This is a genomic window from Streptomyces sp. STR69 (genome assembly GCF_024519455.1).
Taxonomy (GTDB): domain Bacteria; phylum Actinomycetota; class Actinomycetes; order Streptomycetales; family Streptomycetaceae; genus Streptomyces.
Genome location: NZ_JALJRY010000036.1, coordinates 36,351 through 51,217, shown reverse-complemented (window position 1 = coordinate 51,217; position 14,867 = coordinate 36,351). Strand labels below are relative to the sequence as shown.

6 protein-coding genes are annotated in these 14,867 nt (G+C 68.5%); 5 read left to right on the top strand and 1 reads right to left on the bottom strand.

Annotated elements, in window-relative coordinates:
- The first annotated feature begins 29 nt into the window (after window positions 1–29).
- From OC490_RS42445 to OC490_RS42435, 3 genes are read left to right on the top strand one after another with little or no spacing between them, the layout of a single operon-like run.
- Window positions 30–632 (top strand): GNAT family N-acetyltransferase, encoded by a 603-nt coding sequence (locus OC490_RS42445; protein ID WP_262063397.1) that lies wholly within the window; start codon window positions 30–32, stop codon window positions 630–632.
- Complete coding sequence (locus OC490_RS42440) at window positions 629–1,510, top strand: GNAT family N-acetyltransferase (protein WP_262063396.1); 882 nt, start codon at window positions 629–631, stop codon at window positions 1,508–1,510. Before OC490_RS42445 ends, OC490_RS42440 begins: the two co-directional genes overlap by 4 nt.
- 10 nt (window positions 1,511–1,520) lie before the next feature.
- Entirely contained in the window at window positions 1,521–2,198 is a 678-nt protein-coding gene (locus tag OC490_RS42435) for a pyridoxal 5'-phosphate synthase (protein ID WP_262063395.1), read from the top strand.
- Between the two features lie 25 nt (window positions 2,199–2,223).
- Here OC490_RS42435 and OC490_RS42430 read toward each other — a convergent pair whose 3' ends face one another.
- On the bottom strand, window positions 2,224–5,691 hold the full coding sequence (locus OC490_RS42430) for a DNRLRE domain-containing protein (RefSeq protein WP_262063394.1): 3,468 nt from the start codon (window positions 5,689–5,691) through the stop codon (window positions 2,224–2,226).
- Window positions 5,692–6,019: 328 nt separating this feature from the next.
- On the opposite strand from OC490_RS42430, the gene OC490_RS42425 reads away from it, so the two are divergent.
- Together OC490_RS42425 and OC490_RS42420 are read left to right on the top strand one after the other, a co-directional pair.
- Window positions 6,020–14,227 carry an RHS repeat-associated core domain-containing protein gene (locus tag OC490_RS42425; RefSeq protein ID WP_262063441.1) on the top strand — a complete coding sequence of 2,736 codons (8,208 nt, stop codon included), beginning with the start codon at window positions 6,020–6,022 and terminating at the stop codon, window positions 14,225–14,227.
- A complete protein-coding gene (locus OC490_RS42420) occupies window positions 14,203–14,823 on the top strand; it encodes a hypothetical protein (RefSeq protein WP_262063393.1) in 621 nt (206 codons plus the stop codon). The genes OC490_RS42425 and OC490_RS42420 overlap by 25 nt, the downstream gene beginning before the upstream one ends.
- Window positions 14,824–14,867 lie beyond the last annotated feature (44 nt).

Here is a 14,867-nt window from a genome sequence, read left to right as displayed (position 1 = left end):
GTGCACGGGGCACTTGGTTCAATGGCGCGATGGCCCACATACGCGAGCGGTCCCTCCAGCAGAACCCGCTGCCCGAGCTGAACGGCCACGGACTGCGGCTGCGCCCCTGGGACGCCGACGACGACACCGACGTCGCGGACTGGCTGCGCGGAGTGTCCGACCCCGACTTCCAGCGCTGGAACACCCCACTCCGCCCGATCACGGACCTCACCGGCGCCCGCAACTCGCTCCGCTCCCGCGCCGAGGGCGCCCAGGACGGCGTCAGCGCCTCGTTCCGCGTCATGGACGCCGCCGACGGTACGACCCTGGGACACATCGGCGTCAACGACATCGACCACATCATCCGCGTCGCCCGCGTCGGCTACTGGACCCTCCCCGAGGCCCGCGGCCGGCACGTCGCCACCCGCGCCCTCACCCTCGCCGCCCACTGGGCCCTGACCGACCTGGGCCTGCACCGCCTCGAACTCGGCCACGCCCTCGGCCACCACGCCTCCTGCCACATCGCCGAACGCTGCGGCTTCCCCGCCGAGGGAACACTGCGCGGGGCGATGTTCGATGCGGGCCGGCGCGACGCGTTCCGCGACGTCCACCTCCACGGCCGCCTGGCGACCGACCCGAAGGCAGCACTGTGACGACGATCCCCACCTGGCACATCACCGCGGACCTCGACCAATTCCTGCGCCTGGCAGGGGACTTCCTCCGGTCCCGCCCCGCACCCCACACGCTCCAGCTGACGGTCACGGACACCCTGCGCAGCCGCGGGCGACACATCTACGGCGACGGCGACCCGGAGTTCGGCGTGCTGGAACGCGACGGCACCGTCACGGCCACCTTCTTCCGCACACCTCCCGGCCGCCTCATGCCGACCCGCCTCACCCCCGACGAGGCCGAAGCGCTGGCAGCCCAACTCGCCGACCCGGAAACCGAGTTGCCCGGCATCATGGCCGAACAGGACACGGCGTCGACCTTCGCGGAAGCATGGCGACGACGAACCGGAGCCGAACTCGAAATCAATGCCCGCCAACGCCTCTACCGCCTCGCCGAGTTGACGATCCCGACCCCCGCCCCTCCCGGCCGCCCAAGAGTTGCGGTGGCAAAGGACCGCGAACAACTCATGCGCTGGCACGGCGAGTTCGTGGCGGCGATCGGCGAGCACGGCGCCACGATGGGCTCGGCCGACTGGGCCGACGCACGGATCTCCTACGGCGGTGTCACGCTCTGGGAAACCCCCGACGGAACACCGGTGTCGATGGCCGGAGTCACGGCGAAGGTGGCCGGCCAGATCCGTGTCGCCCCCGTCTACACACCGGCGGACCTGCGGGGCCGCGGCTACGCGGGCGCCGTCACGGCGGAGGTCAGCCGGGCCGCGCGTACGGCGGGCGCGGCCGAGGTACTGCTCTTCACCGACCTCGCGAACCCGACCAGCAACGCCCTCTACCAACGGATCGGGTACCGCCCGGTCGCGGACTTCACTACATACGACTTCGGACCCGGCACCGGCCAAAGGTGATACTCGACTTATGGCAACGGAAACGGGACCGGACCTCCACGACCTGCTGAAGTCACTACGGGTATGGGCCCCCGAAGCGACCGAACTGAGGCCGTTCGACCCGACGACGGCACCGGACACCCCCCTCTCCCTCTTCACCACGTGGTTCGCGGAGGCGGTGGCGGCGGGGGAGATCGAGCCCCACGTGATGTCCCTTGCGACGAGGGACGACGAGGGCCTCCCCGACGTACGGATGGTGATGCTGCACGGCGCGGACACGGAGGGCTGGTCCTTCGCGACCCACGCCACAAGCCGCAAGGGCCACCAGCTCAAGCACTTCGCGTACGCGGCCCTCTCCTTCTACTGGCCCCGCCTGGGCCGCCAGATCCGCCTGCGCGGCCCGGTCCTCCCGGCGCCCCCTGCCGAATCCCAGGCCGACCTGCACGTCCGCTCGACAGGAGCCCTGGCAGCGGCCTTGACCGGCCACCAGAGCGAAGTCCTCCCGTCCCTGGACCAGTTGACGCAGGCGTCGGAGGCGGCCTGGGAACGGGCGCAGCGCGAGCCCGGGCTTCCGGTCCCCACCTGGACGCTGTACCGCGTGCTGCCCGACGAGGCCGAGTTCTTCCAGGGCGATGCGCTACGGCGGCATGTTCGGCTGAGTTATGTGCGGGAGGAGCGGGGCTGGGCCAGACAACTGCTCTGGCCCTGAGCCCCGTTCGGTGTGCCGCACGTGGTCAGCCCAGTCGCTTGACCGTCTCCCAGCCGCTCGACCTGAGCGTGGTGGAGGAGCCGATGGCGGTGGTGCCGCCCTTGTGGAGAAGCAGGGCTCCGGCCGCGTTGGTCGTCCAGATGTCGGGGATGCCGTCACCGGTGGCGTCGGGGGTGCCGTGGATCAGCGGGTAGGCGGCGTAGGTGAAGGTGCCGGAGGCGTAGGTGTCGTCGCCGTCCAGGCTCGCGGCGGACGTGCCCAGGCTGGCGAGGACGGTGCCCGTCCCGTCGCTGTCGAGGACGCCCTTGCGCAGGATGATGTTGCCGGCCGAGGTGCGGTACGTCATGTCGGCCGCGCCGTCGCCGTTGTAGTCGGCGACGGCCACGAAGTCGCGTTCGGTGTCGCCCCAGGAGGACGAGGTCATCTGGGTCGCCCCGCTGAAGCTGCCGCCGCTGTAGCCGGTGAACACCCACAGCTCGTTGCCGCCGGCACCGCCCGCCACGAGGAGTTCGGGTCGGCCGTCGCCGGTGATGTCGCCCGCCGACTTGATCTCCGAGAAGGTCGAGGGAGCGGGGGCGTTGGACGGCAGGCGGATCTCGACGCGCTTGCTCACGTCGATCGCGCCGTAGCCGTCGCCGGGGTAGACGAACAGGCGGCCCGCGTGGGTGCGGATCACCCAGTCGGTGACGCCGTCGCCGGGGGCGAAGTCGCCGTTGTGGGTGACCAGGGCGTAGGTGCCGGTGCCGTCCCAGATGTGTGGGGCGGTGCCGCCGTCCTTGATCAGGGTGCCGTTGTCGTGGGTGCCGAACGCGCTGGACACCCAGGCGCCGTCCTGGGAGACCGAGTCGATCCAGAGGTTTCCGGCGGCGGTGACATGGGCGAAGTCGGCCGTGCCGTCCCCGTTCAGATCGCCGGCGCCGTCCGCGGCCGAGCGCGGTTGGACGTAGAAGAAGTGCTTGGTGGCGTTGGGGGAGATGTTGCCGGCCGAGTCGACGGACTTGACGTACAGGGTGTTGGGGCCGGCGGCCGGGGGTTTGATGCCGGTGATGGTGGCCGTCTTGATCGCCGTGGTGCAGGACTTGGTGAGGCCGCCGGAGGTGCCCTGTGCGCCGCCCGAGCAGGCGTAGCCCGTGTAACTGGTGGAGTTGATGGACCAGACGAACTTCACGATGTCGCTCTCGCTGGACGAGCCGACCCCGAAGGTGAAACTGCCGCTGTTGCCGAAGGGCTTGGCGGACCACACGTCGGGTTCGCTGTCGCCGTCGTCGTCACCGGGGAAGTCGGTCGAGACGACGGGGGCGGGGGAGTCGGGCAGATCGGTGTCGTAGGTGAAACGGCACACGCCGTCGCCGCCGGTGGGCGCCCAGCCGCTGCTGACCTTGGCGTCCCAGGCGCGCACCCGCCAGGAGTAGGTGACGCCGTTGCTCAGGGACGACTTGACGGAGACTCCGCCGACCTCGCCGTCGTCCACGGCCTTGGTGAAGGTCTTGGTCGTGGTGTCGGCCTTGCCCGTCTGCCAGAGCTGGAACTCCAGCTTGGCCAGGTCGCTGTCCGGGTCGGTCGCCTTGCCGCTGAGGGTGATGGTGTCGCCCTTGCCGACCTTGATGTACGGCGAGGCGGAGGTGTCGCAGGAGCCGGGGCTCATGGTGACGGAGGTCGGCGTGTTCGGCTTCCGGTTGTAGGTGATGGACAGTGACGGTGAGCCGTCGCCCTCGGCCTTGAACCGCTTCCAGGAGTATGTGTCCGTCTCCAGGCTGCTGGCGGAACCCGTCGGTGCGGAGGACGAGGTGGAGGCGACCAGGCCCAGGTTGAAGCTGGTCGCGCCGGAGTCGGCGGCGTCCTGGGCGAGCGAGGTGACGGTGAAGTTGACGTAGGCGTCGGGGCAGGAGCTGTTGGACTTCCAGCCGTAGGCGAAGGACTTCGAGGTGATCTTCCGCTTCCAGGACGGCTGGCGGTTCCAGGTGGTCTTGGAGGTGAAGTCGCCCGTGCCCCACAGCTGGACGGTGCGCTTGCTGCACGACCAGGAGTGGGTCTCCAGGACCTTCAGGGTCGCGCTGGAGACGTCCGCGTTCTTGATGGAGTTCCGCAGCTTCATGCGGAAGAACGAACGGGCCGTGCCCCAGGTCTCCTTCTCGAAACCGACGCGGGCCTCCTTGGTGTCCTCGTTGTAGTTGGCGCCGTCGTAGAAGCTGGAGCCGGGGTAACGCTTGTAGACCGTGGTCCAGTTGGCGCGGATGCCGGTGGTGGAGGGGTCGAGGAACAGTGGGTAGGTGAGGTTCTCGGTGTCCGTGAGATAGCCCGCCGGCGGGGTGATCGTCAGTACGTCGCCGCGGTACTCGGCGGCGGCAGTGGTGGCGTGGCCGCCCTCGCCCGGGCCGTTCACGGCGGGCAGCGCGAGTGTGTCGGACGCGGACGCCCGCAGGCCGTCGTAGGCGACGGGGTCCGCGTTGCTCCCGGTGCCGTCCGGGTTCTCGTTCGGGACCTCGTCGGCCGGTGTGTCGTCCGGGTTCTCGCGCGCCGGTGCCTCTTCGACGACCTCGGGGTTCTCGTTGGTGCCGGTCGCGGCTTCCGGGTCGGCGGACCCGCCGTCCGTGTCGTGCGTGCCCGCCGAGTCCCACAGGAACGGCGTGGGGGAGACGGCGATCTCGTTGCCGTCGCCGTCCTTGGCCGTGAGCACATCGGTGCCGGGGTCGAGGACGAAGGAAAGGCTGGAGGAGGTGACCCGGTAGCGCGGCGGGTCGGCGGCCAGGTTCTCGGCCGCCTGGGGTGTGTGGACGACCAGGACATGGGTGAAGCCGGTGTCCCGGGCGGTCAGCATCAGGTCCACGCCGGGCAGGACGCCCTCGTACAGCGCGCGGTTTTCCTCGACGACCGGCTCGGGCAGCGCGCCCGGCCACTCGAAGGTGACCTCGTGGCCCTCGGCGGTCATCGTCAGCAGCGGGGTCCACGAGGTGTCGGCGGGGTCGTCGGCCTGCTGGGCGGAATGGCTTCCGGTGCGGAACACGGCTGGCTGAACTGCCGTACCGGACTGCCTGGTTGAGGCCTTGCGCGTGCCGTCGGCCCCCTTGCCCCCGGCCGAAAAGGTCACCGGATACGGGCTGTTGACGGTGTGCCAGCCTTCGCCGCTCCGGCGCAGGCCGGTGTCGACCGGTGCCCATGCCCCCTTGGAGTTCCTCGCGCGCAGGGGCGCGACGGAGACCGTGTAGGTGAACGTTCCGTCGGGGTTGGCGTAGGTGGTCGAGAACTCGTCGGCCAGCGTGGCGACTTCGACCTTCTCGCCGCTCCTGCGTGCCCGTGACTGGGCCTCGTCCTCGTCGACCGGCTGTGCGGCCCGCTTGGCCTTGGCGTCGGAGACCGCGTCGCCGCCGTCGCGCAGCGCGAGCAGTGCGCCGCCGCCGGCCAGGAGGGCCAGCGCCATGGCCGTGGCCACGGCACGGCGAACGCGCTTTCTGCCGGGGGGACTTGGTTCCGCGGCGGTGTCGAGGTCGCTCAAGGGGCCTTCTCCACAACAGGCTGCATGACTCTTCCGGTGTGCCCTCGGATCGGGCGGTTGGAGTATGGACAGCTCCTCCCGTCCTGATCAACATCCTTTGGCCGACGTGGAGTGGGTAATCGTCGCGCAAAGACGGCAACAGTGTTTCTTTGCTGTTCTTTGCCTGATTTTGGCGAGTGACATACCTAACAGAAAATCTTGTCATCTTGACGACGATCTTCACGAGGCCTTTATTTTCGTGCTCGGTGAGTAAGCCGTTGCTCACAAAGTGCGGTCAGGGCCGGTGTGCTTCTGACGGGGTGTCACGGGGGGAAGGTTCGTTTTGACGGTGCGTGCGGTGCTGTCGTGGTGCGGCAGAGGTTCGCTGGCGAGATCGCCGCGCGAGCGCCTGGTCCGACGCCGAACGCGGGTCGGTGTCGTCGCCGGGCTGGTCCTGGCCCTCAACGTCACCCTGCTGCCCGGCGCCGTCGCGTTCGGCCCCGGTGATCCCCGTACGACGGTCGAGCTGGCGGACCTGCAGGAGACGGACGCCGTCGCGCTCGACGAGAAGTCGACCGACGACCTCGACGATCTCTCGGGCTCCGCCGCGACCGATCCGCAGAAGGTGTACGCGCCGGCGGCCGTCGCCGAGGTGCCCGCGGCCTCCGGTACCAAGGCCGTCGACACCATGACCGCGGGCGGCACGACCGACGTCGCGAAGGCGGCCGACGGCACGATGAGCATCGGCGTCGGCGCTCCCGACGGTGCCACCCCGGCGCAGGCCGACGCCCTCGAAGGCCAGTGGAGCGTCGCCGCCGCACCCGAGGCCGACGCCGTCGCGAACGGCGCCCAGGGCTTCATGCTCGCGGTCGACGCCCCCGACACCGCCACCGGTGACGCGGTCGTCTCCATCGACGCGACCAGGCTCGCCGAGACCTACAGCGCACAGTGGCTCGACCGGCTCTCCTTCACCCTGATGCCGGCCTGCTATGCGACGACGCCCGAGGACGAGGCGTGTTCCACCGGTATCCCGGTGACCACCGAGGTCGAGCGCACCGGCGACACCGTCGACGTGGCGCTGGACGCCGGTGACTCCTCGGGCTCCGAGGCGGACACCGGTGAGGACACCGCCGGCGACGAGGTCAGCGGCTCCACCGACACCACCGTCGAGGTCCCCGAGACCCTGGTCAACGTCACCCTGGACACCGCCGACCTCGCGTCGGTCTCCGCCGCCACGTCCACCGCGAACAGCGCGGTGAGCACGGACGCCGGCCGCGTCGACTCCGCCGTCTGGCGCGGCGACGCGGTCAGCTCCGTCCAGCGGATCGCCGACTCCTCCGGCGGCGGTCTGCTCGTCGGCAGCTCCTACGGCGCCGGCGCCGGCGGTGACTTCTCCGCGAGCCCGATCGTGTCGGCGGGTTCCTGGACGGCGGGCGGTTCCTCCGGCGCCTTCACCTACGCGTACACGATGGCCGCCCCGCAGGTCCCGGCGGGCCCCGCACCCAACGTCACCCTCAGCTACAACTCCCAGACCTCGGACGGCCGTACGTCCTCCACCAACAACCAGGTCTCCTGGGTCGGCGAGGGCTGGGACTACAACCCCGGCTCCATCACCCGCACCTTCGTCGGCTGCGCGGCCGACACCGCCGACGCCAACAACAAGGACCACTTCACCGGCGACCAGTGCTGGGGCTCGTACAACGCGGTGCTCTCCCTCAACGGGACGACCACCGAGCTGGTGCGCGACGACACCACCAAGCAGTGGAAGGGCGCGCGCGGCGAGAACATGCGCGTCGAGCTGCTCACCGCGGCCGACTACAAGACCCTCACGGGGATCGACGGTTCCAACAACGGTGACGACAACGGGGAGTTCTGGCGCGTCACCACCGACGACGGCACCCAGTACTACTTCGGCCTGAACCGGCTCCCGGGCTGGACCTCGGACAAGCCGGAGACCAACTCCGTGCTCAATGTGCCGGTTGCCGGCAACCACTCCGAAGACCCCTGCTACGCGCCCAAGTTCGCGGACTCGTTCTGCGACCAGGGCTGGCGCTTCCAGCTCGACTACGTCGTGGACACCACGGGCAACGCGATGTCGCTGTGGTGGGAGAAGGAGAAGAACGCCTACGCGCGCGACATGAAGGAGGCCAAGGCGGTCGGCTACGACCGCGCCGGCTACCTCTCCCACATCGACTACGGCCAGCGCGCCGCCACGCTCTTCTCCCAAGAACCGCTGGGCCGGGTGAAGTTCAACACCCGGGAGCGCTGCTTCGAGGACCCCGCGCTGAACGTGGCGTGCTCGAACGCCAACTTCGACTCCAAGCAGTCCGACCGGACCCGGCCCTGGTTCGACACCCCCGCCGACCTCGCGTGCGCGACCGGCAGGAAATGCGGTACGTACGCCCCCACCTTCTTCTCGCGCAAGCGCCTCGCCTCGGTCGACTCCTGCACCCAGCGCGAGCAGGGCGTGACACTGACCGAGTACTCCTCGGACGCCGACGGCAACGAGACCGGTCAGCGCAACGCCTGTGGCCTGGACGGCGATTCGACGACCACGACCTCGCTGTCGAAGGTCGACTCCTGGGGTCTGAAGCAGTCCTTCCCCTGGAACCTCACCGGTGAGTACACCGCGCTCTGGCTGGAGTCCGTCACCCGTACCGGCTACGCGGTGGACGGCTCCATCGACCGCCTCAACCCGGTGTCCTTCGGTCACAACCAGAACGCGTTGCCGAACCGCGTCAAGAACGGCTCCTCCGACACGTCCCCGCTGTTCGCGCGGCTGCGTATCCAGGACGTCGTCTCCGAGTACGGCGGCCGTACACACGTCGACTACAAGGATCCCGAGGGCAAGTGCCTCACCGGTTCGGGCCGCCCGACGACCGACAGGAACCACTCCCTGTGCTACCCGGCGTACTGGCACGCCGACGGTGAGCTGGAGGACAAACGGATCTCCTGGTTCCACAAGTATGTCGTCGACAAGATCACCGAGTTCCCGCGTCTCGCCGACGCGCAGGACATCGTGACGACGTACAGGTACGAGACCGACGACGACGCCGTCGACGGCGCGCTGTGGGCCAAGAGCCAGTCGGAGTTCTCCCGCCCCAAGAAACGCACCTGGGACGACTTCCGCGGCTTCCCGCTCGTGACCACGACCACCGGCGCCACGGACGCGGTCGGCGGCAGCGTCGCCTCCAAGTCCGTCACCCGCTACTTCCGCGGCATGGACGACGACGTCCTCGCCGACGACACTCCGGAGAAGTCCTCCGACGACGTCAAGCGCTCCGTGGTGACGACCGACGTCACCGGCGCGACCCTGGCCACCGACCGCAAGGCGTACGCCGGCATGGTCGCCGAGTCGCTCACCTACCCGGACGCGGCGGCCGACACCACCACGGGCTGGGTCGCCCGCACGGTCAACTTCCCTGACGCCCCGGTCCGCCTGGCCACCCGCGACCGTACCGACGGCCCGGACGTGGTCTCCGAGCGCGTGACGCTCGGCAGGACCTCGACCATCTCCAAGGCCTCGGGCAAGGCCGCCGACAAGCTGCCCCTGCACACGGTGACCTCCGAGACCGAGTACGACTCCACATACGGTCTGCCGACGAAGGTCAAGGAGTACGGCGACACAGCCGTCTCCGGCGACGAGTCGTGCACCGCGACCTCGTACGTGCACAACACCTCGGGCACGAACTACCTGGTCGGCCTCGTCGCCCGGACCGTTGCCACCACCGGCACCAGCACCTGTTCCACGGACCTGTCCAGCTCGACGGGCACCACTCTGGTCAGCGCCTCGCGCATGTTCTACGACGGCGCGACCTCGTCCACCGCCACCCCCGCCAAGGGCCTGGTCACCAGGACGGAGGCGCCGACCGGCGCCGGCACCGGCTGGGAGACCACCAACCCCGAGTCGCGCACCGAGTACGACTCCACCGGCCGCGTCACGAAGGTCACCGACCCGACCGGGGTGTACAACACCACGACGTACACGCCGTCGAGCGGTCAGGTCTACAAGATCGAGACGGTCACCGGGAACAAGGTCGTCGACGGCGCGGTGGTCGCGGGCTTCACCGACACCACCGCCCTGGAGCCCGGACGCGGCACCACGCTCAAGTCCACGGACGCCAACAACCGGACCGAGTCCTACGAGTACGACCCGCTCGGGCGCGCCGTCGCCGCCTGGGACGCCACCCAGACCGCCACGGACGATCCGACGGTCACGTACGAGTACAACATCGACCCGAACAAGCCGGTGTCGGTGGTGACGCGGTCCCTCGCCGACAACCCGAACACCGCGGCGGTCGACGGAACGTACGAGTCCTCCACCACGATCTACGACGGCCTGGGCCGCGAGCGTCAGACCCAGACCCCGGCCGTGGGCGGCGGCCGGCTGGTCACCGACACGCTCCACAACAGCGCCGGCCAGGTCCGCTACACCCGCAACGCGTACTACATGGAGGGCGACCCGAGCACGGACCTGGTGGTCCCCGCCTCGGAGTCGCTGGTCCCCAACGCGACCTCGTACACGTACGACGGCCTGGGCCGGGTCCTGACGGTCATTCCGGTGCACAACTCCTACCCGCAGACGGGTGAGACGTTCACCAACGCGGGCAAGGCGGTGACCACCACCGACCGCCGCACCCGCTACGAGTACGCCCTCGACTACACGGTCGTCCGCCAGCCCAAGGGCACGCCGGCCTCCCGGGTGTGGACCGACGCGCTGGGCCGCACGACCCGTCAGGACACCTTCGCCGACACCGCGCTGACCGAGACGGGCGCGATCACCACGACGTACGACTACGACCTGCGCGGCGACATGGTGACCTCCACCGACGACGTCGGCAACACACGGACGTGGACGTACGACGCGCTGGGCCGGGTCACGGACACCTCGGACCCGGACACGGGCGCGACGCACACCGACTACGACGCCTACGGCCGGGTGGACAAGGCGACCGACGCCCGCGGTCAGACCGTCTCGTACGGCTACGAGCGGCTGAACCGCGTGGAGCAGGTCAAGGTCACCCCGAAGGGCTCGACGACCTCCACCCTCGCGCAGACGTACGCCTACGACGGCGCGAGCGGCGGGAAGGGCCAGCTCGTCTCGGCGACCCGCTACACGGACGGCAAGGCGTACACGACGACGATCGGCGGCTACACGGCCGACTACCAGCCCACGGACATGACCGTGGCACTGCCGCCCGGCTCGACGGCCGGACAGACGACCGACGGTTTCGCCACCCAGTACAAGTACACGTACAAGTACAACGACGACGGTCAGTTGGAGACGTACACGGCCCCGGCGGCCGGCGGCCTGGACGCCGAGGACGTGATCACCCGCTACAACGCGGCGGGCCTGCCGACCTCGGTCTCCGGCAAGGACTGGTACTCGTCGGAGGCCGCCTACTCGCCGTACGGGCAGGTGCTGCGCTCCACCACCGGTGAGCAGGGCCACCGCCTGTGGCAGGAGAACACGTTCAACGAGTCGACCGGCGAGCTCTCGACCAGCAGGCTCGTCCGGGAGAGCGCCACGGACACGACGGTCGTGCCGGGCAGCGAGGTCAGCAAGCGCTCGTACTCCTACGACGCGTCGGGCAATGTGCTGTCGGTCGCCGACCGTATGGGCACGACGACCGACCAGCAGTGCTTCACGTACGACGCCCTCGGCCAGCTCAAGGAGGCGTGGACGACACCGGGCGGCGGTGCCTGTGTGGCCGCGGGCAAGTCGACGGCCGAACCCGTCTACTCCGACAACACGGTCAACGTCTCGTCCGGCAACGACGGTTACTGGCAGTCGTACGACTACGACGTGCTGGGCAACCGGACGAAGAAGACGGTCCACAAGGCCGACCCGACGTTCACCTCCGGGGCGCCCGACACCAAGGGCGACACGGTCACGGACTACGCCTACGGAACGAGCACCACCGCGAAGAACGCCCAGCCGCACACGCTGACCTCGTACACCACGTCGTCGACGACGGCGGCGGGCGCGCAGGTGACCGCCCGCTCGACCCAGACCTACGACGCCGCGGGCGAGATGGAGACCCGTTCCACCGGCGGCGACACAGCGCAGACGATGACCTGGACGTGGGACGGCAAGGTCGAGTCCGTGACCGGCTTCGGCGCCGACGGCTCGGGGGCCTGGATCGGCGTCGGCGGCCTGTGCATGGACCTGTCGGGCGGTAGCACGACGGCCGGTACGGCGATGCAGGTGTATGTCTGCAACGGCAACAGGTCGCAGCAGGTGCGCCTGAAGGCCGCCGACACCAACAGCGACGGCACCGTCGAGGACGCCACAGTCGGTCAGCTGGTGGTGGGCGGGCGCTGCGTCCAGCCGAACGGTACGACGGCGGGAGCGGCAGCCCTGGTCCAGGCCTGCGACAACGCGGTGGCGGCCCAGCGCTGGCAGACCCTGAGCACGGGTCAGGTCAAGCATGTCTCGACCGGCCTGTGCCTGGCGGCGCCGGCATCGACGGTCGGCACCGACCTGACGCTTGCCGCGTGCGGCTCGACAGTGGCGGGCCAGCTGTGGAAGCCCGCGTCGAAGACGACGTACGTCTACGACGCGATGGGCAACCGTCTGCTGGAGCGCACGAGCGCGGGCGCGGTGCTCGACCTGCCCGACACGAAGGTGTCGCTGACGACGGCCGGGAAGGTCCGCTACGTCGAGCGGACGTACGCGGGCATCGGCGGCCCGTCGGTGACCCGCTTCCGCGAGGGCGTCGACAACACGGCCGGCGTCAGCGAGCACGTGTACGCCCAGGCGACGGACCTCAATGGCACCCCGCTGGCGGAGGTCCGCCTCGACGGCGGGATGACCGTGCGGGTCACGAAGCGGGACCCGTGGGGCGAGGACCGTGCGGTGAACGTGATCGCGCGTTCCCACACCGGTTTCCACACGGGCGACGACGACGTGGAGACGGGCCTGACCCATATGGGCGCCCGGGAGTACGACTCGGCCACCGGCCGTTTCATCTCGGCGGACCCGGTCCTGGACGACAGCGACCCGCTCCAGGCGAACGGCTACTCGTACGCGAACAACAACCCGGTCACCTACGCGGATCCGTCGGGGCTGACGTCGTCGGCGTCGAGTTTCGACGCGTCGATCGCGGCACTGGACGCGAAGATCGCCGCCTACCAGAAGACCCTGAGCCGTTCGATCGGCGATGTGATCCTGACGACCGGCTGGGCCGTGTTCAAGGAGTTCATCGGCTGGAACGACGTGGTCGGCTGCTTCACCCAGGGCGACCTGTGGGCGTGCGGCAGCCTGTTGATGGACGCCATCCCCTGGACCAGTGTCTTCTCCAAGGGCAAGAAGATGTGGCGTGCCTTCAAGGGCACGATGAGCGCGGTCAAGGCGTTCAAGGTGGCCAAGCGCGCGGCCGAGATCGGCATGAAGGCGGCCAAGGCCGCCAAGGTGGCGCTGATCAAGGCGAAGAAGGCGGCGGAGGCCGCGGCAGCCGAGGCCAAACGCAAGGCGAGGGAAGCCGCGAAACGCGCAGCGGAGGCGGTGAAGAAGAAAGCCCACACCGGCTCGAAGGGCGCCAAGGGCAACCCGGTCCAGGCAAAGGCACGCTCCCAGGCCCAGTCGAAGGGCTCCAAGGGCGGCGGCAAGGCGGACGAGAAGTCCGGGGGGTCGCGCGACGGGTCCGGCAAGGAGAACTCCGGCGGCGAAGGCGGCGGCTCCGAGGGCGCGAGCTGCACGGCCAACAGCTTCACCCCCGACACCCGGGTCCTGATGGCCGACGGCTCCACGAAGAAGATCAAGGACGTCAAGGCGGGCGACAAGGTCCTGGCGACCGACCCGGAGACGGGCGAGACGGTGGCGCAGACGGTCACCGCCGAGATCCTCGGCAAGGGCGTCAAGCACCTGGTCAAGGTCACCATCGACACCGACGGCAAGAAGGGCACGAAGACCGCCGAGGTCACCGCGACCGCCGGCCACCCCTTCTGGGTCCCCGAGCTGGGCGACTGGATCGACGCGACCGACCTCAGGGCGGGCGAGTGGCTGCGCACCAGCGCCGGCACGTACGTCCAGATCACGGCGGTGGAGCGGTGGACGGCGCTGGATGCGACGGTTCACAACCTGACCGTTGCGATGCTGCATACGTACTATGTGGTGGCGGGCGGCACGCCCGTTCTCGTACACAATTGTGGTGGTACGGAGGCTGGCGCACAACAACTGATGGATCGCGCCACCCAGCTTCAGTCAGAAGCCGGTTGGAGTGGAACGACAGCAGTGGTGCGTGTCAGGAATATTGCCGATCCGAGTCGGATCGAGACCTGGGTAGCGAGCAACAAGACGTACATGCCTACAGGTTGGAAAAAGAACAATTCCTTGAATCCAGGAGAGATATTTGTCCAACTCGAAGGACATGCGGAGGAGTCGATAATCCAAGCTCTGGACGGAAAATGGGACATTGTGGAGGGGGGTACGTCGACAGGTGTCTGCTGGGCGAGATGCACGCCCCTTCTCGGTAATGAAGGGGCTACGATTGGCGGCCCAGAGTTCAAGAGCAGCAAGAGCAACTCTCCATGGAGGATGTTTTGGAAGCCGTAGAGATGTCGCACGAGTCCCTGACCCGCCTACTTGCGGATGCTGCGACGGATGCCGTGCTCGTCTCGGGAGCCATGTGTATCTACAGGGTGCTTCCGATCCTTTTTTGGCGGGCCCCGTCAGGCCTGTACGAAGATGTGACAAGGTCCGGAATGTGGTTCCCTGAGACGTTGCCAAATCGGATGCGGGAAGTTCTTGAGGCGCTACGTGAAGTAATCGACCCGGAGCGTTCTGAGGATGCTCCTGAAGAAATCGGCGAGTTGTACTCAATGGCTTCTGAAATGGTCCTGCGATTCTTCGCTGATGGGATGGAATTGAATGACTGGTCGGATTGGTGCTCGACGCTCGGTCTTGACATTCATCAACAATTCGATTCTTTGTTGAGTGAGGGAAGCGAAACGACGGCAGCTGTTTTTATTCCTGCGGGAACGATTCCCGACCTGAGCCCCCTGGAGGGTTTGGAGATCAGCGACCAGATCTCGACCCTGGTGCGGCTTGGCAGCTCTGATCCGGAAGTTCGACACAGCGTTCTTGAGATTGCTGAGCAGGGAAATCTCCGTACCCGAACTGCACTGGGGCAGGTTACCCGGTTCATTTGATGTGGGGAGGGCTGGGTGGCCGAAGCTATTTGGTCGTGGCCTTG

What these genes read in the sequence shown, in the direction of transcription:
- OC490_RS42435 (WP_262063395.1), top strand. Translation starts at nt 1,521, where the DNA reads ATGGCAACGGAAACGGGACCGGACCTCCACGACCTGCTGAAGTCACTA.
- OC490_RS42420 (WP_262063393.1), top strand. Translation starts at nt 14,203, where the DNA reads ATGGAGGATGTTTTGGAAGCCGTAGAGATGTCGCACGAGTCCCTGACC.
- OC490_RS42445 (WP_262063397.1), top strand. Translation starts at nt 30, where the DNA reads ATGGCCCACATACGCGAGCGGTCCCTCCAGCAGAACCCGCTGCCCGAG.